The organism is Microbacterium sp. PM5 (assembly GCF_003293595.1).
In the GTDB taxonomy this organism is placed as follows: Bacteria; Actinomycetota; Actinomycetes; order Actinomycetales; family Microbacteriaceae; genus Microbacterium.
Genome location: NZ_CP022162.1, coordinates 349,471 through 372,749, shown reverse-complemented (window position 1 = coordinate 372,749; position 23,279 = coordinate 349,471). Strand labels below are relative to the sequence as shown.

Below are 23,279 nucleotides of genomic sequence, written 5' to 3'. Positions count from 1 at the left end.
CGTCCGGACCGTCCGCCGCTACCCCCGCCGCGGCACGCGAGGATCGGCGAGGACGAGAAGAAGGACGGCGACGGCCGTGCCCACGATGACCCAGCCGATCGTGTGCATGCCGGCATCCGAAGCGGCCTGCGGGAAGGCCAGCGCGATCAGCGCCGAAGCGAAGATGGCGCCGAGATACCCCGCGGTGCGTGCGAGGCCCGACGCGACGGCGATCTGATCGGCGGTCGTCTGGGTGTACAGCGCGGCCTGGTTGCTCGTGGTGGTCATCCCCAGAACCACCCCGAACACGATGCTGAGTGCAACGAGGGCGATGACGTCCGTTGTCGCGTTGAGCAGAACGATGCCGACACCGCCGACCAGCATGGCCACACCGCTGATGACGAGCGGAGCGCGGATGAGGGCGTCGCGCGAGATGACGGCGGCGCCGACCGCCGCCACGGCACTCATCGGCAGCATGATCAGGCCGCTCGCGGTCGCATCCAGACCACGCCCCTGCTCGAGCCACTGCACGTATCCGTACAGCACGGCGTATGCCGCCATCAACGCGAGAGCCTGCCTCACGTACGTCCGCACGAGCGGTCCGTTGCGTCGCAGCATCCGCACATCGATGAACGGAGCGAACGCGCGAAGCTCCCACACGACGAGGGCCGTCGTCGACAACACGAAGACGACGAGCGCGATCCACGACACGTGCCGGATGTCGGAGATCGCGGCGATGAGCGAAATCACGGCGGCGGCGAACAAGGCCATACCCGCCGGGTCCAGCGCCTGTGCGAGCGAGCCCCCGCCACTCGTGGTGCGCGGCGGATCTCGAGGCACCCACCGCAGCACGAGGCCGACACCGATGAGGCCGAGCGGCACGTTCACGGCGAACACCGCGGGCCACCCCCACGCCGCCGTGAGCCAGCCGCCGACCGGCAGACCCAGCGCGGCCGTCACCTGACTGGCGATGGAGATGCCTCCGAGCACCGATCCGGGGATGCCGGTGCGCGCCGCGTCCGCACGGGTGCGGATGATCGCCATGGCACAGGGGTACCCGGCAGCGGTGCCGATGCCCACGAGCGCCCGTGAGACGACGAGCCAGGCGAAGGTGGGGGCGAGGACGCCGATGATGCCGGCCAGCGTCACGATGCCCAACCCGACGACGAGCATGCGACGTGGTCCGAACTCGCCCGCGAGGCGCCCCATGGCGGGCTGCCCGACGGCGCTGGCGACGTACACCGCAGCGACGAGAGCGGCCGTCTGTCCCGCGCCGACCTGGAAGGCGGCGGCGATCGCGACGAGCGAGGTCGCAATGATCGAGGAGTTGAGGGGGTTCAGCGACGTGCCCCACAACAGCGCCGTCACGAAGGGCGCGGGAAAAGGACGACGCATTCCTGCAGTTATACCCCTCCCTCCGTCGATGCGAGGCGGAGCCCAGCGACGAGCGGGGGCACGTGCTAGGCTGGTGTGTCCGCATCTCGGGCGCGGGTCCGTCCCACCCCTCTCGACGTCGAGAGCTCACCACTCGGACCACCACCTTCTACCCGCGGTATCTGTTCGCCGCCTGCACGTCCTGTGACGACGTGCACAGAAACGATTGATGATTCTCCTCACCTCACACGAGGTCACTTGGCGCCAGGCCGATCACGACGTGTACGTCGCGACGGTTCTCGGCGAGTACGCCGGGTTCGTCCACGAGACGGATGCCGGCGCGCGCGCCTGCGGCGCTCAGGGGCAAGACCTCGGCATCCACGTCGACCTGGATGCCGCGCGCGCAGCTGTCACCGCAGCGCTCGCCGCCTCCGCATCGACCCACACACGTCCGCGTCGCATTCGTCGACGCGGCACACCCGGTCGCTCCGGCGGCCCGAAAAACAGAAGGAAAGACACGATGGCCACTGGCACCGTGAAATGGTTCAACTCCGAGAAGGGCTACGGCTTCATCGCGCCGGATGACGGCTCAGCCGACCTGTTCGCGCACTTCTCCGCAATCGTCAGCGACGGCTTCAAGGAGCTGCGCGAAGACCAGAAGGTCGAATTCGACGCCGAGCGTGGCCCCAAGGGCATGCAGGCTGCGAACATCCGCGCCCTCTGATCCAGAGTCACGAAAGAGCCCGCCCCGACTGCTGTCGAGGCGGGCTCCTTCTTTGGGGTCACCGAGAATGCGCGTGCTCGGGCCTGTCCGTGACGGCGCCGACGATCTGCAGCATCCCGACTTATCCCCGGCCTTGACTCTCACACCGTGTCAGACGCCACGATGACATCCATGACCGAGACCACGGATCTCATGACGATCGGACAGTTCAGCTCGCTGAGCCGCCTGTCCGTGCGCATGCTGCGCCACTACGACCTCCACGGGGTTCTCGTCCCCGCACACGTCGAGCCCGCGAGCGGGTATCGGCGGTATGCGGCGCGACAGCTGCAGGATGCCGCGGACATCCGCAACCTGCGCGACATCGGATTCGGCGTCTCCGCCATCGGCATCCTCCTCGCCGCCCGCCACACCCGCGAGTGGACCCGCGCCCTGCGCCTGCAGCGCGAGACCCTGCTTGAGGAACAGCGCGCGGCCCAGGGACGTGTCTCTCTCATCAACCGACTGCTCGACCAAGGAGAAGCCACCATGTCCATCACCGTCAGCCGCACGACCGTCCCCGCGATGACCCTCGCCAGCCTCCGCGGCATCGTCCCCACCTACGCCGACGAGGGTCAGCTCTGGGGACGGATGATGCCCGCGCTCAGCGCCCAGTCGATCACGCCGATCGGCCCCTGCGGCGTCATCGAGCACGATGATCAGTACACCGAACGTGACGTCGACCTGTCGATCTTCGTTCCGGTCGCGCCTGGTACCACCGTCGACGCTCCCCTCGAGATCGTCGAGCTTCCCGAACGCGATTGCCTCGTCGCACGCGTCGTCGGGCCGTACGACCAGATCACCGCGGCCCACGACCTGATCAATGAGCGGATCGCGAAGGATGGACTGCACGTGCGCAGCGACGACACGGTCGCCGCGCGTGCCTTCAACATCTACCTCAACACGCCCGCCGACGTCAGCGCCGACGAGCTGGTCACGGAGGTCTACGAACCGCTCGCCTGAGCCGGACGGCAGCAGAGGCGCCCGATAACGCGAGGGCCACCCCGAACCGCGGCGTGGCCCTCGCTGTGGAGGGTCAGAACATCGTGTTGTCGTTGGACGCCTTCTCGGGCACGTCCTGGATGACATCCCAGTGCTCGACGATCTTGCCGTCGACCACGCGCCAGAAGTCGGCGACGGCCTTACCGCGGTCGCCGGGCGTGAGATGGAGGTTGCTGTGGGTGACCACGAGGTCGCCCTCGGCGATGGTGCGCTTGATGTCGAGGTGCAGCTCGGGGAACATTCCCCGCAGCCAGTGGGTGTAGCCGATGAACGCGGCCGGTCCGTCCTGCGCCTCGGGGTTGTGCTGCGTGTAGTTCTCGCCGAGGGCACGGGCGGCGGCCTCTTCGGGTTGACCCGCGTTGAATGCCTGCTCGTAGAACGAGACGACCAACTGGGTGTTGTCGGTGGTGGACATCGATCTCTTCTCTCTCGTGTTCTCCGGCGAGCGTCGCGCTCGACCGTAGTTTGTCATCCTCGCCGCGCTCTGACGAGGGGTGGGCGGATGCCGCTCAGACGCTCGCGTCGCGGACCTTCGCCGTGTCGACGAACTGCTCGAAGCGGACGATCAGGCCGCCGCGGACGACGAAGTGGTGGGCCACCCGCACGTCGAGGGCGTTGCCCGTCGCGCGGTGGGTCGCTGTGTAGCGGGCCAGCACGACGACGTTCTCGCCGTCGACGACGTAGGTGTCGTCGTGGGCGGTCCAGCCGTCCCAGTCCTGGCCGAGGCGCTCCATCACGTGGGAGGTCACTCCCTCAGGGGTCCGGTAGGTGCCGGCAAGAGGGAAGCCCGCCATCTCGGTCCACTCGACGTCTGGGGCGAGCGTGGCACGCAGCGCGTCAAGATCACCGGCTGCGGAGGCGAGGTACTGGCGCCGGACCACGTCGCGCGGCGCGTTGGAGACGGTGGCGTCGTTCAGCCCCATGACATCTCTCCCTTCGCGACCTTCGGACCGATCTGCGCGGCGATGAGCATGCCGGAGGTCGGGTAGCGCTCGGTGAGAGCCGCAGTCACGGCAGCGCCGTCGGCGGACGAGGCGAGAATCTCCTCGAACGTCTGCAGGTAGCTGCGCGTGTACTCGATCGCCGTCACGTCGGTTGCCGTGCCGGGCAGTCGGTGTCCGGGGACGACGAGCTGGGGCTGCAGCGCCTGCATCTCGTCCAGGAGGGCGATCCAGGCCTGCCGCTGCTCGGGGGTCGCCGTGTCGGCGGTCCAGACGTGCTCCTGCTGGAAGACGAGCACCCCACCCAGCACGGCCCGGTGCGACTCGTTCCACAGGTACTGACGGTCGGGCAGGGTCGCCGAGCCGCCGCGCAGCTCCAGACGCTCACCGTCGACCGTCACGGCGTCCGCCGTCAGCGGCGAGATCTCGACCAGGCGCGTCGGCAGGTTCGCGCCCAGCGTGCTCCACGCCTTCAGCTTGCCTTCGAACGAGGCGCGGATGTGCTCGATCACGATCGGCGTCGCGACGATCTTCGCGTCGGGGAACGCATCGGCGACGACCTCGAGTCCGAAGTAGAAGTCGGGGTCGGCGTGGCTGACGACGACCGTCGTGAGAGTCTTGCCCGCATCCAGCACCGCGGCGACGAGACGATGACCGTCGGCACGCGTGAAGCCCGCGTCGACGAGAACAGCCTCCGTGTCGCCCGTCACCAGTGTGGCGGTCTTGTTCTTCGAGCCGACCGGAAAGTCGAGATCGAGAACCATGAAATCCAGAGCCATGATGTGTTTCCTTCCTGCGAAAGCTCAGACCCTCTGAGCGACGGCCGCCCGCGCGGCACACTGACGTCAACTTAGCTGACTAGTCAGCTATTCCCGTGTACCGCAAAGAAGTTCGCCTTCCCTGCCCTACTGTGTGACGCATGGCCCACGAGCCCACCTTCACGTCACCGGCAGAGGCCGCCTACGACCACCGCATCCTCATCTTCGGCCGCCTCCTGGCCGCCGCCAAGGGGTTCGAGTACCTCCTGTCGCAGGAACTCGAGGACAGCACGGGGCTCAGCCACTCGCTGTTCGAGATGCTGCTGATCGTCGCTCGCGCGGGCGAGGACGGCGTCTCGGTGAAGGACATCGCGCAGGCGAAGGTGGTCACCTCCGGTGGCGCGACGCGCCTGGTCAGCCGCGCTGTGGAGCAGGGGCTCGTCGACAGACGCGCCTCCACCGTCGACGGGCGCGTGCAACTCGTGCGCCTGACGCCGGCGGGGACCCGCGTACTCCTGGAGGCCTCGGCGATTCACGCGCGAAACATCGAGCGCCAGCTGCTCAGCGCGCTGCCGCCGGGCAGCGAGAAGTCCTTCGAAGCCGGCGTGCGCGCCCTGAGCAAGAGCGTGTCCGCGACGCTTCCCGTCATGCCCTGACGAGTCTCGGTCCGATCCACCTGGCGATGGCCGCATCGACCAGCCGGCTCAGGACGTCGGCGGGATACGCGTCGGGATCGAGAACGGCTTGCGTCGCAAGACCGAGCATCGTCGCCTGCAGCTGCTCGGCGATCACGATCGCATCAGCCTCCTTCTGAGCACCACTGAGAGCGGCCGCGACGATGCCGGCAAGCGTGTCGCGACTGCGCCGATAGCGACCTGCGTGATCGGCGGAACGGTCGGCGCTGGGCAGCGCCGCGTCCCACGAGCTCACCCAGATGCGCGTCGCCGATCGCGATGTCGGGTCGAGTGGCAGCATCCCGAGAAGCGCTGCCCGCAGGGCCTCGACGGGTTCGTCCGGCGCGGCGCGCTCTCCCTCATCGCGCCGCTGCGCGAGCAACTCGAGCGCGTAGCCAACCAGTGCGGCCTTGGAACGGAAGTAGTGCGTGACCGTTCCGGTGGTCGCGCCCATCTCGGCCGCGACGACACGGAGCGACAGCCCGACGAAGCCGTCGCGGTCGAGCACGCGCCACACCGCCTCGGCCACCTCGGCCTGACGGTCGCTGCGCGAGCGCTCGGAGGGGGACATGGGTCTAGACTGCCTCACATAACGATCGTTATGGAAGGTGCCATGTTCCACCGAGACCTCTCCCCCACCTCCACGCTGCGACCGCTCGAGGTCTGGCATGCCGACGAGTTCGCCGCACACCTCGACCGGGCGCGTGAGCACATCCGTCCGTGGGTCGGTGCCTCCTTCGTCACCGACACCGTCGACGGCGCCCGCGCCACGCTGCAGCGGTACGCGCAGAGCGCGGCCGACGACGGAGGGCGCCTCTTCGGCATCTGGAACGACGGTCAGCTGGTCGGCGGCGTGATGTTCGTGAGCTTCAGCGCCGCCGCGGGCCAGTGCGAGATCGGATGCTGGCTCGAACCGGCCGCCGAGGGGCGGGGGCTGGTGACCTCGGCATCCCGGATGCTCGTCGACTATGCCCTCCGCGAGCGCGGCCTGAACCGGGCTGAATGGCGCTGCCGGGCCGACAACGAGCGCAGCGCCGCCGTCGCCCGCCGACTGGGGATGACCCTCGATGGCACGCTGCGCGGAGCGTGGCTCAACGGCGGCGTCTTCCACGACAAGCAGGTGTGGGCGATCGTCCGCGGCGATCTCGCGGCGGCATGAGCACGGCTCCGCTCGTAAACTGACCGTGTGAGTGCTCCGCCGTCGTCTGGTGAGACGGCGCCGCCCGCTGGCCCGACTCGTCGCCGCGGCGTCGTCCGCACGGTCGTCGTGATCGCCGTGATCTGTCTGTCGGTGCCTCTCGTCATCGCCTTGTGGATCGGCGGCATCCTCGGGGCGCGCGAGCTCGGCATCGCCGTCTCGGCCAACCAGGTGTTCGCCTGGATTCTCGCCGGCATGGTCGCGCTGGTCCTGTGGCCGCTGCTGCAGCGGCGCACCGCGCGCGAGTCGTGGCGGGCCGAGCATGGCGAACCTCTGCCCCAGAGGCGTCCGACACCGATGGATGCCGCGGCGCGGGTAGTCGTGCGCGTGATCGGCACGGTGGCGCTGATCGCGATCTGCGGTCCGCAGGACATCGCCGGCGCCCTCTCATCGCTGCGCAACGTCGCCGCCCCGGGGTACGCCTCGTCGGCCGCTCTCCTGCAGCTGGTGGCATTCGTGCTGGGCGTCGTGCTGCTCCTTCCCGCGATGCTGGTCACCGGCCGCGCGCTCGGCCGCACTCCCCGCGAAGACCCTCGCTACCTCGACCTGCAGCTGCGGCAGAACTGGTACGCCGCCGCCGCGATGTCGTGGGCGGGAGCGCTGATCATCGGCATCCTGTTTGCCTGGCTCGTTCTCGCCGTGCTCTGACGAGGGCGGCCGCTCACCGCGCGTCGAGCGCGTCGACGAGGTGCCGGTTGCGCTCGACGATCACCCTCCGCAGGTAGGGCACGAGGATCAGCCGCTCTGCGAGCGCCCCGAAGATGGGCGAGGAGAGCGTGATCGTGTCCGTCATGATCGTGCCACCGTCGCCGTCGTCGTCGAACACGTGCTCGTGCCGGAACGACCGGAACGGGCCGTGGGTCTGCTCGTCGACGAACCGCCGGGGTCGGTCGAGCTCCGCGATGCGTACGGTCATCGTGAACCAGATGCCGACGTGGCGAGCCCGCCAGGTGACCGTCTCCCCCAGCCCGATCCCGCCGGCGGTCACGCCATCGATCGCGCGCTCCTCGGATGCCGACATCGACGCCAGATGCGAATCGATGTCGAGCGACAGATCGAACAGCCGCTCACCGGGGACGCGCGCGCGGGTGGTGACCGTGAAGGAGCTCGCCATGCGTCGATCCTCGCAGCCGCGCGCGATCAGGAGCCGTCGGCGACGATCTCGGCTTTGGCGCCCGCCGAGTTCTCCAGCCAGCCGGCGTAGTGATCCGGACCGCCCGCGTGTGGATAGCGGTCGTGGTACAGCGGCGTCCACCCCTGCGCGGGCGCGGCGGCCATGATGGCGTCGACGCGCGTGCGGGTTCCTCCGTGGAAGGCCAGGTGGTTCACGCCAGGCGCCCGGCGATCGTGCGCGGCGCGGGAGAGGTTCGGCGACGTCGTGAGCGTAAAGTACGCCCCTCCGGCGCTCCACGACTCCCCCTCGGACCACGAGCTGTCGCGTTCGAAGCCGAGTTGCGCAAGCAGCCAGCCCCACTCGAGGCGAGCCTCTGACAGGTCGGCGACCCACAGCTCGACGTGATGAAATCCCGGCACGATGGCCAGTCTTGCAGGCTTGCGCGTGCGTGGACGGCGCCTCGGCGTGGTGGCGGTATCGCGTCGGTTTGCGTGTTCGCGCGTTGCGGCGGACAGTGGTGTGGTGCCCGATGTCTCGATCGATCTTCTCGCTTCCACCCTCTCCGACGACGCCGCTGCGCGGAACGCCGTGCTCGACAACGCGGCGTGGTCGTCGCTGACGGGGCCGCACGCCGCGTTCGCCATCGGCGGCGAGCTCGCCCGCCGCTACCCGGACGATGTCGCGCCCTTCGTCGCCGTGCGCACGTGGGACGACCCCGCGGTCTGGGACGCGCTGCGCGAGATCGTGGATGCCGGGGAGCAGTTCGGTCTGTCGGGCTTCGACGGCGAGCTGCCGGACGGGTGGGAGTTCGTCGGCGGCGGCGACGGTGTGCAGCTGATCGAGACGCCAGCGTTATCGACGCGCCCGGACGAAGAGGCTGTGGAGCTCGGTGCCGACGATGTGGAGGACATGCTCGCGATCGTTGCCCGCAACCAACCCGGTCCGTTCCGCCCGCGCACCCACGAACTCGGGCGCTACGTCGGCATCCGCCGGGGCGGGCGCCTCGTGGCGATGGCGGGCGAGCGCCTGCATCCCGCAGGCTGGACCGAGATCAGCGCCGTCGCGGTCGATGAGGACCACCGCCGTCAGGGGTTCGCTTCGCGGCTCGTGCTGGATGTGGCCTTCCACATCCAGCAGCGCGGCGACCGGGCGCTGATGCATGCCGCGGCATCCAACACCGGCGCGATCGCCGCCTACGAGCGTCTCGGCTTCGCGCTGCGTCGCCGCACGCGTTTCAGCTCGGTGCGCGCGCCGCAGTAGCCGCGCAGCGCCCCCTCTGCACCATGCATCCGCGGTGATCGCGACGACCAGTAGTGCGTGGCGACAGAGCGCTGCTATCCAAAGGGACGATCGACCAGGCCGACGACGACGCACGCCAAGTCGCACTGCAGCAGGTGTGGTCGGTGATTCCCCGCGGCGCCTCGCCGGTGACCCCCACGATCCGCGCCGTCGAGTCGTTGGAAGATGCCGGAGAGATGCCCGCCAGCGAGACGTTCCGTCAAGCCGTGCGCGCCATCACAGATGCGTGCGAGGAGAATAGAGCGCCCGTCATCATCGGATCGCTCGCGGCGCAGGGCGGCTGAGCGAGCCCTATCCGTATATCGGGATCCAGAACAACAGCAGGATCATCAGCAGCATCGTCAGGACGTTGAGGACAATGCCCCATGTCCTGACACAGTTGATTTCCGTGCTCAGTGCGACGGGTGAGCGGTAGCCATTCAGGCGGGCACCGACGCGGCCACCAGTCGCTGCTGTGCGGCGCCGAGCCTTTCGATGCCGACCTCCATGACGTCGCCCTCCGAGAGATAGGGAAAGCGTCCCGAAAGCGCGACACCCTGCGGCGTGCCCGTGTTGATGAGATCGCCCGGCTCGAGCACGACGTACTGGCTGAGGTGGTGGACGATCTCGGCGACGGAGAAGATCATGTCGCCGGTGTGGGAGTCCTGTCGAGGCTGCCCGTTCACGAGCGACCACAGCCGCAGGTTCTGCGGGTCGCCGACCTCGTCGGCTGTGACGAGCGCCGGCCCGAGCGGATTGAACGTCTCGGCGCTCTTGCCCTTCGACCACTGCCCGCCCGAGTGTTCGACCTGATACGCGCGTTCGGAGACGTCGTTGCTGACGACGTAGCCCGCGACGTAGTCCAAGGCCTCTGCGGGCGAAGAGAGATAGCGCGCGCGGCGCCCGATGACCACACCCAGCTCCACCTCCCAGTCGACCTTGACCGCACCGGGGGGAATGGCGACGTCGTCGAAGGGGCCGACGACCGTGTTCGGGTGCTTGTAGAACAGGATCGGCACCGTTGGCGGCGCATCGCCGGACTCGGCGGCGTGTGCAGCGTAGTTCTGCCCGATGCACAGCACCGCGGTCGGCCGAGCGATCGGTGCTCCGACACGCAACTGCGCCGCACCGTCGAGTTCGGGCAGCGTTCCGGCGGCGAGCGCGGCGCGCACGCGCTCCAGGCCACCACCGGCGAAAAACACGCCGTCGATGTCGGCGGTCAGCGCGTCGATGCGCAGGTAGCGACCGCCGTCTTCCACCACGGGGATCTCCGTGCCCTGGGGCCCGAGTCGACGCAGCTTCATGATGTGCTCTCTCTCCTCGCCGTCGGCGAGATCAGTGGATGCCGGATCTCTGGATGCCGGATCAGTGGGTGTAGGGACGGAATGTCGGGATGTCGGGGTTCAGCGACACGCCGAATCCCGGCGTCTCGGGCACCTTCAGTCGTCCGTTGACGGGCACCGGCTCACCGTCGAGGATCGGCGAGAACATGGGAACCACTTCCTCCGCAGTGGGGTGCATCATCAGGAACTCGGCGAACGGGCTGTTGGTCCGGGTGACGACGAAGTGGTACGAGTACACCGACGAGCCGTGCGGCACGACCATGACGCCGTGCGCGTCGGCGAGGGCGGAGATCTTGGCCAGCTCGGTGATTCCTCCGCACCACCCCACGTCGGGCTGGATGATGTCGGCCGCTTTCATCTCCAGCAGGTGACGGAAGCCCCAGCGCGTCGCTTCGTGCTCACCGGTCGTAACGAGCATCGTGGGCGGAACCTGGGCACGCAGCTGCGCATAACCCCAGTAGTCGTCCGGTGGCAGCGCCTCCTCGATCCACTTCAGGCCGTATTCGGCGGCTCCGTGCGCCAGCCGGGTGGCGTAGTCGAGGTCGAGTGACATCCAGCAGTCGAGCATCAGCCAGAAGTCGTCGCCGACGCGCTCACGCATGTCGCGGATCATCTCGAGGTTCTTGCGCATGCCCTCTTCACCTTCGGCCGGCCCGTGGTGCAGCGGCATCTTGCCGCCGATGAAGCCGAGCTCCTTCGCCCGATCGGGTCGCGCACCGGTGGCGTAGAAGACCAGCTCGTCGCGGACGGCGCCGCCCAGAAGCGCGAACACCGGCTCCTGACGGATCTTGCCGAGCAGGTCGTACAGCGCCAGATCGACGCCGCTGATGGCGTTCAGCACGACACCGCGACGGCCGTAGAACAGCGTCGACTTGTACATCTGGTCCCAGATGCGCTCGATGTCGGTGACGCGTGCACCTTCGCCGAACCGCGCGAGGTGGCGCTCGACGATGAACGCGCCCACTTCACCGGCGGTCGTGACCGAGAAGCCCACCGTGCCGTCTTCGGCTTCGATCTCGACGACGAGAGTTCCGAGGACGTTGATGCCGAAGCTCTGCCGCGACTGCCGGAACTCCGGATAAACCGACATCGGCGTGGCGATGTGGTCGTCGATCCAGTGCCCTTCCGGCTGGTCGTGATAATCGGCCCCGCCGCCGCGCAGCGTGTAGGCGCGCACCTGCGCGATCCGCAGCTCAGACATCGCCGTTCCCTTCGTTGAAGCGCACGAGCACCTTGCCCGGCGTGGTCGTGGAGTGCGCGAGGCGCGCGAATGCCGCGGGGGCGTCATCGAGCGACACCACCTCGCTGATGAGGGCGGAAGCCGCGGCGGGCGCCGTCGACATCCAGTGCGCCGCGTCGTCGAAGTCCTCCGACGAATACGTGAAGCTGCCGACGATCGTGCGCTCCTCGGTGCTCACTCGGAACGCCGAGAGCTCCACCGTCGGCGCCCCCATCCCGACGAGGGAGATCGAACCGCCGAACCGCGTTGCGGTGAGCGCCTGCTCGAGCGTGCGGCTGATGCCCACCGCATCGATCGTGACGTCGGCGAGCGAACCGAACACGCCTTCGACCGACGCGACCAGCGGGGAGCTCGTCGGGTCGACCGCTGTCGCGCCGAGGCGAGAGATGAGGTCGCGCCGCCCGGCATCCAGTTCGCTCACGACGATGTCGGTGACCCCGGCCATGATGAGCGCGAGCACGACGGACTGCCCGATCGGTCCGCCGCCGAGCACGAGCACCTTGTGTCCGGGTGCGATGCCGACCCGGCGCACGGCGTGCACGGCGACCGCGAGCGGCTCGATCAGCGCGCCGTAGTCGGGAGGCAGGTCGTCGGCAAGGCGGACGACATTGCGCGCCGGAACGCACAGCCGCTCGGCGAAGGCGGCGGGCAGATCCGCGCGCACACCGATGACGTATCGATCGGGGTGGTGCTGTTCGCGTCCCCGGTACTCATCCGCATCGGTGGCCGGGATGACGACCGGGTTCACGGTGACGAGGTCGCCCACCGCGAGGCCGTCGACACCTCCACCGACCTCGATGATGCGTCCGACCGTCTCATGACCCATGATCTGCCCCGGGAAGCGCCGGCCGTTCTCCCCCGTGTAACCGTGGATGTCCGAGCCGCAGATGCCGGTCGCGATGACCGCGATGACGACAGTCCCGTCCTCAGCGCGCGGGTCGGGATGCTCGACGACCGCCATACGGCCGAACTCCTGCAGAGTCAGCGCCTTCATCGTGTCGTCTCCTGTCTGGACGGGCCGAGGGGACCCATGCGGTAGATGCGTCGGGCCGTCAGCCCGAAAAGGGCGCCCCGCTCGGATGCCGAGGCATCGCGGGTCAGCTCGTCGAACGCCGTGTAGAGCTGTGCGTAGGAGGAGTAGAGCTTGTCGACCGGGAAATTGCTGGCGAACATGGCGCGCTCGGCGCCGAAGGCCTCGATCGCCTCACGGACGAAGGGACGGAGCGACGCGGCATCCCACCGGTGATCGACCATGCCGAGGCCGGAGATCTTGATCGACACGTTCGGTTCGGCGGCGAGAGCGCGCAGCTGCACCCGCCAGTGCGCGATGTCGTCGTCGCTGCGTCCGATCGGCATGCCGGTGTGGTTGAGGATGATCTGCGCCTCGGGATGCTGCCGTGCGAGCCGCGCGAGGTCGGCGTACTGATCCGGGTAGACCTGCGCGTCGAACGACAGGTCCGCCTGTACGAGCGCGGCGAAGTTCGCGAGCCACACGGGGTCGCTGATGATGTCGGCGCGTGCGGTGTAGGTGAAGCGCGGATCGGGGTGCCAGTTGAGGATGTGGCGCACGCCGACGACACCCGGGATGCCGGTGAGCGCGCGGAGACGCTCCTCGGCGTCGGCGGCGAGGAGATCGGCGCCGGCGACGATGGCCTGCGGCATCCCCTCCGACTCGCGCAGCTGCGAGATCCAGCGCGCCTCGGCGACGCCGTCGGACGCGCCCGCATCGACGTGCACCGAGCCGACCAGACGCATGCCGATCTCGCGGAGCCCCTCTGCGTCGGCGCGGAAGTCGTCGAGCTCGTAGTCGGTGCGCAGCGGCGCGTCGGGCCCGTGGAAGCGCTCGACCGGCGCGTCTTCGAGCCACGCGTAGCGCTGGCCGGGCGTGCCGAGCACCCAGAGGTGGTGGTGCGCGTCGACGACGTCGATCACGAGCCCGACTCCGCCGAGCGGGCGCGCACCGTCTCGTTCAGGAGCACCGCGCCGATGATGACGACGCCGAGCACCAGGTTCTGCCAGAAGGGTGCCACGGTCAGCACGTTGAGCCCGTTGGACAGCACGGCGAGCAGGACGACGCCGACGACCGTGCCGCCGATGCTGCCGACACCGCCGGTCAGCGAGGCGCCCCCGACGACGACGGCGGCGACGCCGGTCAGCAGCAGGTTGAACCCGGGCTGGGGCTGGGCGACCTGAAGGGTGCTGGTGTTGAGCACGCCGGCGACGGCGGCGGTCAGTCCGCAGAGGACGTAGGCGCTGAACTTGATGCGCTTGATGCGCACGCCGGCCAGGCGCGCAGCGCTCTCGTTGCCGCCCGTCGCGTACACGAAGCGTCCCCACCGGGTCTTGCGGGTCGCGACCCACAGCACCGCGACGATGAGCGCCAAGACGAACACGGCGGTCGGGATGCCGGCGACACGGAACGCGGTGAGGTCGGTGAAGTCCTCGCTCAGGCCCTGGATGGGGCCGCCACCGGAGACGGCGAGCGAGAGCGACAGCGCGATCGAGTACGTCCCGAGGGTCACGACGAACGGCTGCAGCCGTGTGATGGCAACGAGCAGCCCGTTGAGCGCGCCGAAGGCGGCCCCGACGACGAGGGCGACGATGACGGCAACGACCGCGGGCATGCCGAGCGAGACGTTGATGGCTCCCGCGGTCACGCTCGTCAGTGCCATCACCGAGGCGAACGAGAGATCGATGCCTCCGGTGAGCACGACGACGGTCAGCCCGAGCGCGAGCAGGCCGACGACGACACAGGCCTGCAGGATCGAGACGAAGTTGCCGTAGGTGAAGAACAGCGGCGACTGCAGCGAGAAGACGACGACGAGGGCGGCGAGCACGAGCAGGAGGGTGCTTCCCCGCAGCGTCGAGAGCGTGAGACGGCGGCGCGAGCCGGTCGGGCGCGGTTCCGCGGCGGTGGCGGGCAGAGTGGTGGTCACGACGACGTGGACCTTTCTGTGGAAGACGGATCAGGCCACGCGCTCGCGCGCCGGCAGGGCGGCGCGCAGCAGCACGTGCTGAGGTGTGGATGCCGGGAACTCGCCCGTCACCTGACCCTCGGCGACGACGAGGATGCGGTCGCTGAGGCGGAGGATCTCGGGAAGCTCGGACGAGACCATGACGATGGCCAGTCCGCTGTCGGCCAGCGCCTCCAGCAGCTCCCAGATCTCCTTCTTGGCGCCGATGTCGACGCCGCGCGTGGGCTCGTCGAGGATGATCACTCGCGGATCGGTCGCCAGCAGGCGTGCGAGGAGCACCTTCTGCTGGTTGCCGCCGGAGAGGCGCCCGACGGGTCCGCGCGGGTTGCCGCGCAGCGACATCCGCTGCATCGCGTCGTCGAAACGGCGGGTGTCGTCGCGGCGGCTCGTCCATCGCCGGCCGGCGCGGATGAGCCCCGACAGCGACACGTTGAAGGGCGCGGACTGTTCGAGCACGAGGCCGTCGCGCTTGCGGTCTTCGGGCAGGAACGCGATGCCGGCGGCGAGCGCTCGGGCGGGATCGAGTCGTCCGACGTCGGTGCCGTCGATGATCACCTGTCCCCCGTGCCAGGGATCGCCGATGATGTGCGAGATGAGACGCGTGCGTCCAGAGCCGGCGAGCCCGGCGATGCCGACGATCTCCCCGGCGTGCACCGCAAGGTCGAGCGTGCTCTCACGCATCGGCAGGCCCCGCAGTTCGAGCACGACGGGCCGTTCGGCCGATGCGGCCGCGGCGGCCGGCGAGCGCACGGCCGTGAGGTCGAGTTCACGGCCGGTCATCTCCTGGATGATCCGGGCGGGGTCGGTCTCGGCCACCGGCCGGTGCGACACGACGCGACCGTCGCGGAGCACGGTGACCTCGTCGGCTATCTCCATGACCTCCTCGAGACGGTGGGAGACGAACAGCACGCTCACGCCGGAGGCGGTGAGCTCCCGCACGAGCACGGCGAGGTCGTCGACCTCGTGGGGGCCGAGGGCAGCCGTGGGCTCATCGAGGATCAGCACGCGCGCTTCGGCGAGCAGGCAGCGGGCGATGACGATGCGCTGCTGCTGCGCGAGCGACAGGTCGCGCGGGTAGGCCTGCGTGTCGACGGTCGAGCCGGCTCGGGCCAGCGCGGCGGCGGCGAGGCGCGCCGAGGCGCGGTCGTCGAGGAACGGACCCCGGCGCACTTCGCGCCCCAGCATGACGTTCTGGGCGACGGTCAGCTCGTCGATGACGTCGAGCTCCTGGTAGACGGTCGCGATGCGCGCCGACGCGGCATCCGCCGGTGCGTGCAGAGTGATGGCCTCGCCGTCGAGCAGCAACTCGCCCTCGTCAGGCTGCTCCACCCCGCACAGCATCTTGATGATCGTCGACTTGCCGGCGCCGTTCTCGCCGACGAGCGCGTGCACGCGTCCGGGCAGCAGGCTCAGGTGGATGCCGTCGACCACGCGAGCGGTGCCGAAGCTCTTGGTGAGGCCGCGCGCCTCCAGCACCGGAGTGCCGGAGGCGGCGGCTGCCGTGGGGGTGTTCACCAGCCCACGCCCTCCTTGCCGATGAAGTCGGCGACGTTGTCCTTCGTGATGACGGGGTTGTCGAAGGTGGGTGCCGGGTCGTATTTCTCGCCGCGCGCGATCTTCACGGCGGTCTGCAGGCCGACGTAGCCGAGCTCGTAGGGCTTCATGAGCACCGTTGCGGCCATGTCACCGTCCTGCACGGCCTTCAGGCCCGCAGTCTGCGCGCCGAGGCCTACGACCTTCACGTCCTTGCCGGACTCCTTGACGGCGCGGATGGTGCCGAGTGCGGTGTTGTCGTCCATGACGAGCAGGTACTGCGTCTCGGGGTGACCGGTGAGCAGGTTCTGCGTCACGGTGTAGGCCTGTGCGGGGTCGAACCCGGTCTCGACCTCGCCGACATACGTGATGCCGGGGTTCTGGGAGATCACGTTCTGCCAGCCCTTGGCCCGGTTGATGACGTTGACGACACCGGCGACACCGATCTCTCCGCCGATGTTGCCCTTGCCACCCAGCTGCTTCACGGCATAGGTGGCCATGGCCTCGCCGAGCTTGACGTTGTCGTAGCCGACGTAGGCGGCCGTGTCGTCGCCTGCCTTGCGGTCGACGGCGACGACGGGGATGCCGGCGTTCTTGGCCTGGGTGGCGAGGGCCGCGCCGGCCTCGGCGGAGCCGGGCGTGAAGATCAGCGCGTTGACCTTGCGGTTGATCATCTGCTCGACGTTCGACTGCTCGGTCTGGTCACTCGCCTGGCTGTCGAGCACGACGACGTCGACGTCGCTGCCTTCGGCCTTCGCGGCGGCTTCGATGCCGGCGGCCTGGGCCTGGTAGTAGGGGTACATCGAGATACCCGTGATCACCACGCCGATGGTGATCTTCTGCCCCGCGCTCGCCGTTGCGGCGCCCGCGGAGTCTCCTGCCTTGCTGCACCCGGACAACGCCAGGCTCGCAATCACAGCGGTCGCCCCCAGCGCGACCAGCCTCTTCTTCCAGCTCACGATCACTCCTTTGTGTTCATATACGTGAACCTTGATGTACGTATATGAACATAGTGGGCGTGAATAACCCGCTTGTCAAGCAAGAGTTGACCCTCAGGGCGCAGCGATCCCGAGGCTGTCCTGGATGGCCGCGGCGGTGTCGCGAAGAGGCCCGAGAACGTCGCGGGGCCACGCCTCGGTGGTGCGGAAGGTGGGCATGGTGACCGACATCGCGGTGTAGAGGCCGGCGGCGTCCATCCGCGTCAGCGGCACGGCGACGCAGCGGCATCCTTCGGTGAATTCCTCATCGTCGACGGCGAAGCGCTGCGCTCGCGCCGCACCCAGTACCGCGAGCAGCTCGTCGGCGCCGGTCACCGTGTGCGCCGTATACGCGCGCCGTTCGATGGCGCGCAGGCGATGGCCCGCGTCGGCCGGATCGAGCATGGACAGCAGGGCCTTCCCGATTCCCGTGGCATAGGAAGGCAGGCGCATGCCGACCGACGAGGCCAGCCGCATGGGATTCGGCGAATCGCTGATGGCGATGTAGACGTTCTCGAGGCCGTCGAGTCGCGCGAGCTGGACGGTCTCCCCCAGCTGAGCCGCGAGGGCATCCATGCGCGGCTGCGCGGCCGCGACGATGTCGCGGTGACCCTCGTAACGCTGACCCACCTGCCATGCGCGGAGCCCGAGCGAGTAGAGCTTGGTCGCGGGGTCGAACACGAGCCAGCCGCTCGAGGCGAGGGTGTTGAGCAGCCCGTGTGCACTGGAGCGCGGAAGGGCGAGACCGCCGGCGATCTCGCTGAAGGTCGCGGCACTGCGCTCGGCGACGAACTCGAGGACAACGAGCGCCCGATCGGCTGACTTGACCACGGCGTCACTCATACCGCGACTCTAGTTCATATTCGTGAACGAGGTGCCAGTGTTCAGAATTTCTTCTCGGACTTACTGCGCTTCGCGAATGCGGTGGCGCGGCGTCTCCCGTGCGTTCCGCGACCGCCGCTGATAGACATCAGAGATGACGCCCTCGCGAACGACGACCCACACGACTACGTTCCTCGCCGCTCTCGTCGCTGCGACCATCGTCCTGTCGGGCTGCGCGACAACGATCGGCGCAGCACCGTCACCGAGCTCTTCCGCCAGCGACGAGGCCACAGCCACATCGACGGCGGGTGCCACCGTGACGGGAACCGGTGCGACGGGATGGCCGGGGCTGAACTCCCCCGTTCCCGCGGGCGCCCGCTCGGTGTCGATCGACTTCACCTGCGAGGGCATCGGGCACTACGTCGTCGAGTTCGGAGATGCGATGGCGGAGAACACGTCCCCGATCAGCGGAACGTGCGGCGCGCCGGCGACGCTCGCGTGGCCGGTGGATGCGAAGACCCAACCCTCCATCGCGGTGACGGTGGACGACGACGTCGCGTGGACGGCAACGCCGCTGTTCTCCACCGCGGAGTTCGTTCGGGATGCCGCGGTGACCGCGGACTGCGCCGCCTTCGTCGACATCTACAGCGCCCTCATCAACGCCGATCAGGGGTACTCCCAGTACAAGGCGTTCGATGCCGCGACCTGGACGGCGCGGGTCACCGCGGCATCATCCCAGCTCGCTGCCCTCGCAGCCGCCTCCACGTCGAGCCTGAAGGGGCCGCTCACATCGATGTCGCACACGGTGTCGACGGCCACCGAGCCCGGCACCGCACAGGCGGGCATTGCGGATGATGTGGCGCAGATCGGCGCCGCGTGCAATGCGAACCAGACGCCGTACTTCCTCAAGGCGGAGTTCGGCGGCTGAGGTGCCGGCCCGGCGGTTTCAGCTCGTCGCGTAGTGTCAGCTCGTGCGCATCGTCGTCTCGGGAACTCATGCCAGTGGCAAGAGCACGCTCATCGCCGACTTTGCGCGGCGGCATCCGGAGTACGCCGTGTTCGCCGACCCGTTCGAGCTCATCGACGAGTCGGACGATCGACCGGCCGCGGCGATGTTCGCCTCGCAGCTGCGACTCGCAGCGGGCCGGCTGATCGAGCGAGAATCGGGTGAGAACCTCATCGCCGAGCGCGGCCCGCTCGACTTCTTGGCCTATCTGCTGGCACTGGATGAGCTCGGGCGCACGGCGCTCGACCGCTCGACGCTCTCGAGTGCGATTGTCCGCACGCGCGCGGCGCTGGAGACAGTCGATCACCTCGTGGTGCTCCCGCTGACGGCTGCTCATCCGATCAACGTCGGCGACGACGAGGATGCCGCGCTGCGCGAGGCCATGAACGACGTGCTGCTGGACCTTCTGGACGACTCTGACGTCATCCCGGCGAAGCTGACGGTGACGGAGGTCACGGGATCGCCCGCAGAGCGCCTCGCCACGATCGAGACACTGATCGCTGAGCCGCGGAGTTCCGAGCGGGCCTAGGCGGAGTCGCCCAGGCCATCGAGGACGTCGGCCGACGGTACGAAGAAGGTGGAGCCGGTGAGCGGAGTGGAGAAGTCGAGCAGTCGGTCGTGGAGTCCCGGAGGGTCACCGATGAACATCCGCTCCAGCATCTTCTCGATCACCCAGAGTCGACGCGAGTAGCCGATGAAGTAAGTGCCGAACTGGGTCGCCGGGCTGCCGAACGGCATGTTGTCGCGGAGGATGTCGTGCTCGACGCCATCGTCGTCGACGATGGTCGCGAGGGTCTTGTGCGCCTTCTGGCCCGACTCCGCATCGTCCAGTTCGACGCCGTCGAACTTGCGTCGCCCGATGACTGCTTCCTGCTGCTCTGCGGAGAGCGCGTTCCACCGGTCGAGCGGGTGCACGTACTTCTGCACGACGACGTAGCTTCCGCCGCGTCCGGCGGGGTCCTCGTCGCCGACGAGGGTGGACTCGGGCAGGTCGGCGCCCACCGGGTTGGCCGTGCCGTCGATGAAACCGAGCAGGTCGCGGATGTCGAAATAGCGGAAGCCCTCGGTCTCGTCGACGACGACAGCGCTCGAGCCCAGCGCTTCGAGCAACAGCCTCTCGAACTCGAAACACAGGTCGCGGCGGTTCGCGCGGATGTGGAAGAGCAGATCTCCCGGCGTGCTCGGGGCGCGATGCACCGCGCCGTCGATAGGCCGGAAGGGGTGGAGCTCTGCCGGCATCGAGCGTCCGGTGAGCGCCGACCAGACACGCGCGCCGATGCCGACCGTGCAGGCGAGCGCGGCATCGAGGTCTCGGATGCCGACGGTCTTGAGCAGTCCCGAGAGGTCCCCCAACACCGAGCGCGCGGTGGCGATCTCGTCGGCGTCGTCGCCCACCGTCATGACCAGGAAGACCGCCGACGTCGTCAGCGGAGCATCGACACTCTGCGGCGAAATGGGCACACGGCGGTTATCACTCACGAGACCGAACCTAGCGTCGGACGGCCGGTGCAGGGTGGTGCGATCTGGGCCACCCACGTCGTCGCGGAGATGTGATTCGAGTGCGGTTGTCGAAGTCTGTGATCACCCGCCCCGCGAGCCACATGCTCGTAGGCTCAATGAGTGGAACCACAGCCACTGTCCGAACCCGAGGGCGCCCGCATCGCCTTCTGGGTGATCGCTGGTTTCGGCGTGGTCGCCTCAGCGATCGCATGGGCCTGGTACGGCCTGGCGCAGGAGGAAGCGCAGAGCGAGCAGGGCAAGGCGGTCGCGGCGGAGACCTCTATGGCGGGGTTCGCCGAAGTCGTCGGAGGGCTTCCGCTTGTCCTAGCTCACCTCATCGGTCTCGGCGTGCTATTGATCTTCGGATGGCGCGGTTACCGAAGGCGAGGCCTGGTTCTTGCGATTGCGGCGGTGGGTGTCGCCTCACTCATCGGCGTTCTCTTCGCGCAGCGCTGGCTCAGTGAGAGTGGGCGTACAGTTCGGGGTCACCGCCCAATCGCACTTTCGAGCGGGTTGACGATGGTTACGCCTAGTGGTCGGTGCGGGTCTGATCGCCGCCGGACCGAGGAACTGATCCAGGAGAGAGCTTCGTGAACGCCGCGTGCGACGGCGAGTTCGGCGAGCGCACGAAGTGACGCGGAGTTAGCGGCAGGCTTCACGCGCTCAGCGAGCTCCTCCAACTCGTATCTCAAGTGCCAGTCGATACTTTCCGTCAAGCGCAATCGAGTGGTGGCGATCCTGACCAGCAAGTCCCCGATCGGCTGCGCGACCGGTGCCTCAAGGTGATGGAATCTCGTGCGGTCGCCCATGGCACCGGGGCACGCCGCCGTGAGCGTCAGTGCGTCGGCGGTTCCGAGTTCGAGGGCGAGGTCCCCCCCAGGCCGTCTTCTCCGTCGAGGGTTGGACGCCTGGAGCAGCGGCTTGGCGCGTCTCGATCGCCTTCTTCAGCCAGGATGACCAAAGCGCCTCACGGCCAGCGTCGTCGAGCTCACCCACGGTTTCGCTTAGCGCTCGGATGAACTCCGTGAGTTGGCCCGCGCGCTCCGGCGCCGCCAGAAGATCGATCAAGGCGGGGCGATCCACGGATGTCGCGGCGGAGAACGTCGCGACGGACGCCATTGTCCTCCAGTATCGGTTGGACATATGGCCTTCACGGCTCGTGCCGGCATCCGCGGAACGAAGAAGGAGCTGCCAGAAGCCCGCGTCGAGGAGATCTGGTGGAGTTCTCGGCTCGTGGAGGAAGCTGAACCAAGCGTCAGGTGCAAACTCAGACGGGTCCGGGTCGAACAGCGGGAACACGTGCGCTGCGGTGAACACCGAGGCAGCGGCGAACAGGAAATGGAGCTTCCCGGTCAGCAGGCTGGCGGCAGCGGACTGTGCGGGCGTTGGCGAGTACAGCATAGATTTCAGCGCGGTGGCTTCGGCCGCATCAAGTCCCGCCCATCGTTCAGGTGCCGCCTGCCACCTTGACGCGATGCGATTCAGCCAATACTGCGCCACGATGCCAGGCCACGCGTTCAAGCCGCGCATGAGGGAATCGCTCCATTTCCCGGGATCGAACCCAGGCGCGTTCTTCACCCACAGCTCGGACGCAATCGTGTCGAGCCGTTCCAGCACTGGAGGATCTACTGCACCCTCCGATGGTTTCGAGACTGACTTCAGCACCTCACTCACGGCTCGAGTGAGCTCGGGTCTGGCGCTCAGCATTCCTAACGCGCCGACGAGGTCGTCGATCCGCTCCACGAGGAGCGCGCTTTGGCTCCATCCGTGCAGAATCGCCCCGAGGAGATCATGGTGCTGCGCGACGGGCCCGAGCGCGACTTCCGGCAGCAGCTCAAGACCGATTGCGGGCTGCGCCGCCGCGGCCTCTAGTATGAGTTTGCAGGTGTCATCCCACGTTGGTTCGTCGAAGTTTCGTTCCGAATAGTCGAGGTCGAGCAGCGACTGGACGCTGAAGCGTGCCCCGTTCTCACATACGCGCGCAAGAAAGTCATCGACGGTGTGCGGCATCTTTCCGCCCCACGTGCCCGATGTCATGTAGTGATCGAGGTCCGGGTGAGGACGAATCCCCATCTCTGGCTCTTCTTCGCGGATCTCAGAGATGGCGGCGTCCAGTTCCGGCCAGGGCGTGGCGTACCTGCTGAGCCACTCGGCTCGGTCGAAGATCGCTCTGCGGCGGAATCGTGATTCGACCCCCTCCACCGGGTCATCACGCGGGGGGCCAGCGAGAACGGCTGCGAGTAACTGTTGCCGGGAGTCAGGGCTCAGGTCAGGTGCGACGACCTGAAGTAGACGGAAGAGTTCGTGCTTCGCTTCAGGGTCGTAAAGTAGACCGCCGAGCACGGTCACGCACTTCTCGTCGCCGCTCAGGTGTGGAGACTCGATGGCCAGGTGCAGTCCGAGCCTTCGGAAGAGAGCGTGGGGACTCGTGAGCCATCTGGCCGATAGGTCAGCGCTGTTCGACGTGGTGAGCGCGGCGCTGTCGCGGAGCATGTCAATGACGGTGCTCTCCTCATCGCCGAACCGGTCCTGTTCATGCGGTTCGATTGCGGAGCGGCGAAAGGACCAAGGATCGAAAGTGCGCTCCGGATCGAACGCACGCAACAGTTCATAGGCGTCCGTCAGTGCCTGTTCCGCGATCTGAAGCACCCGGTCAGCGCTCTCATCCGCTTCCTCGGCGATCTGCTCCCACAACTTCTTCAGGATTTTGTCTGAGGTCGCCCACTCGATCGCTGCCGATACGCGACGCGGCTGCGTCTCGTCTTCGTCGGTTGGGAACCATGGGTGGTCTTCCTTCAGCACGAG

27 protein-coding genes are annotated in these 23,279 nt (G+C 68.1%); 10 read left to right on the top strand and 17 right to left on the bottom strand.

From position 1 onward, the window contains the following. Window positions 1-18: 18 nt before the first annotated feature. The gene (locus CEP17_RS01795; protein ID WP_112931038.1) at window positions 19-1,374 is read right to left on the bottom strand and encodes an MFS transporter; all 1,356 of its coding nucleotides are present in this window, start codon (window positions 1,372-1,374) and stop codon (window positions 19-21) included. Between the two features lie 499 nt (window positions 1,375-1,873). Between CEP17_RS01795 and CEP17_RS01790 the strand changes: the two genes are divergently transcribed. After that, window positions 1,874-2,077 (top strand): cold-shock protein, encoded by a 204-nt coding sequence (locus CEP17_RS01790; RefSeq protein ID WP_036283106.1) that lies wholly within the window; start codon window positions 1,874-1,876, stop codon window positions 2,075-2,077. Window positions 2,078-2,248: 171 nt separating this feature from the next. Continuing rightward, on the top strand, window positions 2,249-3,076 hold the full coding sequence (locus tag CEP17_RS01785) for a MerR family transcriptional regulator (RefSeq protein WP_112931037.1): 828 nt from the start codon (window positions 2,249-2,251) through the stop codon (window positions 3,074-3,076). Between the two features lie 73 nt (window positions 3,077-3,149). On the opposite strand, the gene CEP17_RS01780 is transcribed toward CEP17_RS01785, so the two are convergent. From CEP17_RS01780 to CEP17_RS01770, 3 genes are all read right to left on the bottom strand, one after another. Then, on the bottom strand, window positions 3,150-3,530 hold the full coding sequence (locus CEP17_RS01780) for a nuclear transport factor 2 family protein (RefSeq protein WP_112931036.1): 381 nt from the start codon (window positions 3,528-3,530) through the stop codon (window positions 3,150-3,152). A gap of 94 nt (window positions 3,531-3,624) precedes the next feature. Continuing rightward, window positions 3,625-4,038 (bottom strand): nuclear transport factor 2 family protein, encoded by a 414-nt coding sequence (locus CEP17_RS01775; protein WP_112931035.1) that lies wholly within the window; start codon window positions 4,036-4,038, stop codon window positions 3,625-3,627. Next, a complete protein-coding gene (locus tag CEP17_RS01770) occupies window positions 4,029-4,835 on the bottom strand; it encodes an MBL fold metallo-hydrolase (protein ID WP_239498563.1) in 807 nt (268 codons plus the stop codon). Before CEP17_RS01770 ends, CEP17_RS01775 begins: the two co-directional genes overlap by 10 nt. Before the next feature lie 140 nt (window positions 4,836-4,975). Here CEP17_RS01770 and CEP17_RS01765 point away from each other — a divergent pair, with 140 nt between their 5' ends. Continuing rightward, window positions 4,976-5,470, top strand: a complete 495-nt coding sequence (locus CEP17_RS01765; protein ID WP_112931033.1) for a MarR family transcriptional regulator — start codon at window positions 4,976-4,978, stop codon at window positions 5,468-5,470. Here CEP17_RS01765 and CEP17_RS01760 read toward each other — a convergent pair. Further along, window positions 5,460-6,059, bottom strand: a complete 600-nt coding sequence (locus CEP17_RS01760) for a TetR/AcrR family transcriptional regulator (protein WP_162722389.1) — start codon at window positions 6,057-6,059, stop codon at window positions 5,460-5,462. The two genes, CEP17_RS01765 and CEP17_RS01760, sit on opposite strands and share 11 nt — an antisense overlap. A gap of 42 nt (window positions 6,060-6,101) precedes the next feature. Here CEP17_RS01760 and CEP17_RS01755 point away from each other — a divergent pair, with 42 nt between their 5' ends. Both CEP17_RS01755 and CEP17_RS01750 read left to right on the top strand, forming a co-directional pair. After that, window positions 6,102-6,647, top strand: a complete 546-nt coding sequence (locus CEP17_RS01755) for a GNAT family protein (protein WP_112932837.1) — start codon at window positions 6,102-6,104, stop codon at window positions 6,645-6,647. 27 nt (window positions 6,648-6,674) lie between these two features. Further along, complete coding sequence (locus tag CEP17_RS01750) at window positions 6,675-7,334, top strand: hypothetical protein (protein ID WP_162722388.1); 660 nt, start codon at window positions 6,675-6,677, stop codon at window positions 7,332-7,334. 13 nt (window positions 7,335-7,347) lie between these two features. On the opposite strand, the gene CEP17_RS01745 is transcribed toward CEP17_RS01750, so the two are convergent. Together CEP17_RS01745 and CEP17_RS01740 are read right to left on the bottom strand one after the other, a co-directional pair. Then, window positions 7,348-7,800, bottom strand: a complete 453-nt coding sequence (locus CEP17_RS01745; RefSeq protein WP_112931031.1) for an SRPBCC family protein — start codon at window positions 7,798-7,800, stop codon at window positions 7,348-7,350. 26 nt (window positions 7,801-7,826) lie between these two features. Then, the gene (locus tag CEP17_RS01740; RefSeq protein WP_112931030.1) at window positions 7,827-8,219 is read right to left on the bottom strand and encodes a VOC family protein; all 393 of its coding nucleotides are present in this window, start codon (window positions 8,217-8,219) and stop codon (window positions 7,827-7,829) included. A gap of 103 nt (window positions 8,220-8,322) precedes the next feature. Here CEP17_RS01740 and CEP17_RS01735 point away from each other — a divergent pair, with 103 nt between their 5' ends. Then, a complete protein-coding gene (locus CEP17_RS01735; protein WP_112931029.1) occupies window positions 8,323-9,060 on the top strand; it encodes a GNAT family N-acetyltransferase in 738 nt (245 codons plus the stop codon). A gap of 53 nt (window positions 9,061-9,113) precedes the next feature. Next, window positions 9,114-9,383 carry a hypothetical protein gene (locus tag CEP17_RS01730; RefSeq protein WP_112931028.1) on the top strand — a complete coding sequence of 90 codons (270 nt, stop codon included), beginning with the start codon at window positions 9,114-9,116 and terminating at the stop codon, window positions 9,381-9,383. 135 nt (window positions 9,384-9,518) lie between these two features. Here the strand turns inward: CEP17_RS01730 and CEP17_RS01725 are convergent, their stop codons facing one another. From CEP17_RS01725 to CEP17_RS01690, 8 genes are all read right to left on the bottom strand, one after another. Continuing rightward, a complete protein-coding gene (locus CEP17_RS01725) occupies window positions 9,519-10,382 on the bottom strand; it encodes a fumarylacetoacetate hydrolase family protein (protein WP_112931027.1) in 864 nt (287 codons plus the stop codon). Between the two features lie 61 nt (window positions 10,383-10,443). After that, on the bottom strand, window positions 10,444-11,622 hold the full coding sequence (gene rhmD, locus CEP17_RS01720; protein ID WP_112931026.1) for an L-rhamnonate dehydratase: 1,179 nt from the start codon (window positions 11,620-11,622) through the stop codon (window positions 10,444-10,446). Continuing rightward, a complete protein-coding gene (locus CEP17_RS01715) occupies window positions 11,615-12,655 on the bottom strand; it encodes an alcohol dehydrogenase catalytic domain-containing protein (RefSeq protein ID WP_112931025.1) in 1,041 nt (346 codons plus the stop codon). Before CEP17_RS01715 ends, rhmD begins: the two co-directional genes overlap by 8 nt. Then, window positions 12,652-13,593, bottom strand: a complete 942-nt coding sequence (locus CEP17_RS01710; protein ID WP_162722387.1) for an amidohydrolase family protein — start codon at window positions 13,591-13,593, stop codon at window positions 12,652-12,654. The genes CEP17_RS01715 and CEP17_RS01710 overlap by 4 nt, the downstream gene beginning before the upstream one ends. After that, the gene (locus CEP17_RS01705) at window positions 13,590-14,597 is read right to left on the bottom strand and encodes an ABC transporter permease (protein ID WP_112931024.1); all 1,008 of its coding nucleotides are present in this window, start codon (window positions 14,595-14,597) and stop codon (window positions 13,590-13,592) included. Before CEP17_RS01705 ends, CEP17_RS01710 begins: the two co-directional genes overlap by 4 nt. Window positions 14,598-14,627: 30 nt before the next feature. After that, the gene (locus tag CEP17_RS01700) at window positions 14,628-16,151 is read right to left on the bottom strand and encodes a sugar ABC transporter ATP-binding protein (protein WP_112931023.1); all 1,524 of its coding nucleotides are present in this window, start codon (window positions 16,149-16,151) and stop codon (window positions 14,628-14,630) included. Next, on the bottom strand, window positions 16,148-17,128 hold the full coding sequence (locus CEP17_RS01695; RefSeq protein WP_135950105.1) for a sugar ABC transporter substrate-binding protein: 981 nt from the start codon (window positions 17,126-17,128) through the stop codon (window positions 16,148-16,150). Before CEP17_RS01695 ends, CEP17_RS01700 begins: the two co-directional genes overlap by 4 nt. A 93-nt stretch (window positions 17,129-17,221) precedes the next feature. Then, complete coding sequence (locus tag CEP17_RS01690) at window positions 17,222-17,989, bottom strand: IclR family transcriptional regulator (protein ID WP_112931021.1); 768 nt, start codon at window positions 17,987-17,989, stop codon at window positions 17,222-17,224. A 133-nt stretch (window positions 17,990-18,122) separates the two neighbouring features. On the opposite strand from CEP17_RS01690, the gene CEP17_RS01685 reads away from it, so the two are divergent. After that, the gene (locus CEP17_RS01685) at window positions 18,123-18,896 is read left to right on the top strand and encodes a hypothetical protein (protein WP_239498562.1); all 774 of its coding nucleotides are present in this window, start codon (window positions 18,123-18,125) and stop codon (window positions 18,894-18,896) included. A gap of 43 nt (window positions 18,897-18,939) precedes the next feature. Further along, complete coding sequence (locus CEP17_RS01680; protein WP_112931020.1) at window positions 18,940-19,503, top strand: AAA family ATPase; 564 nt, start codon at window positions 18,940-18,942, stop codon at window positions 19,501-19,503. On the opposite strand, the gene CEP17_RS01675 is transcribed toward CEP17_RS01680, so the two are convergent. Continuing rightward, on the bottom strand, window positions 19,500-20,453 hold the full coding sequence (locus CEP17_RS01675; RefSeq protein WP_112931019.1) for a Dyp-type peroxidase: 954 nt from the start codon (window positions 20,451-20,453) through the stop codon (window positions 19,500-19,502). The two genes, CEP17_RS01680 and CEP17_RS01675, sit on opposite strands and share 4 nt — an antisense overlap. Window positions 20,454-20,594: 141 nt before the next feature. Between CEP17_RS01675 and CEP17_RS01670 the strand changes: the two genes are divergently transcribed. Continuing rightward, the gene (locus CEP17_RS01670) at window positions 20,595-21,068 is read left to right on the top strand and encodes a hypothetical protein (protein ID WP_204359849.1); all 474 of its coding nucleotides are present in this window, start codon (window positions 20,595-20,597) and stop codon (window positions 21,066-21,068) included. 183 nt (window positions 21,069-21,251) lie between these two features. On the opposite strand, the gene CEP17_RS01665 is transcribed toward CEP17_RS01670, so the two are convergent. Continuing rightward, on the bottom strand, window positions 21,252-23,276 hold the full coding sequence (locus tag CEP17_RS01665; protein ID WP_162722386.1) for a hypothetical protein: 2,025 nt from the start codon (window positions 23,274-23,276) through the stop codon (window positions 21,252-21,254). Window positions 23,277-23,279: the final 3 nt, after the last annotated feature.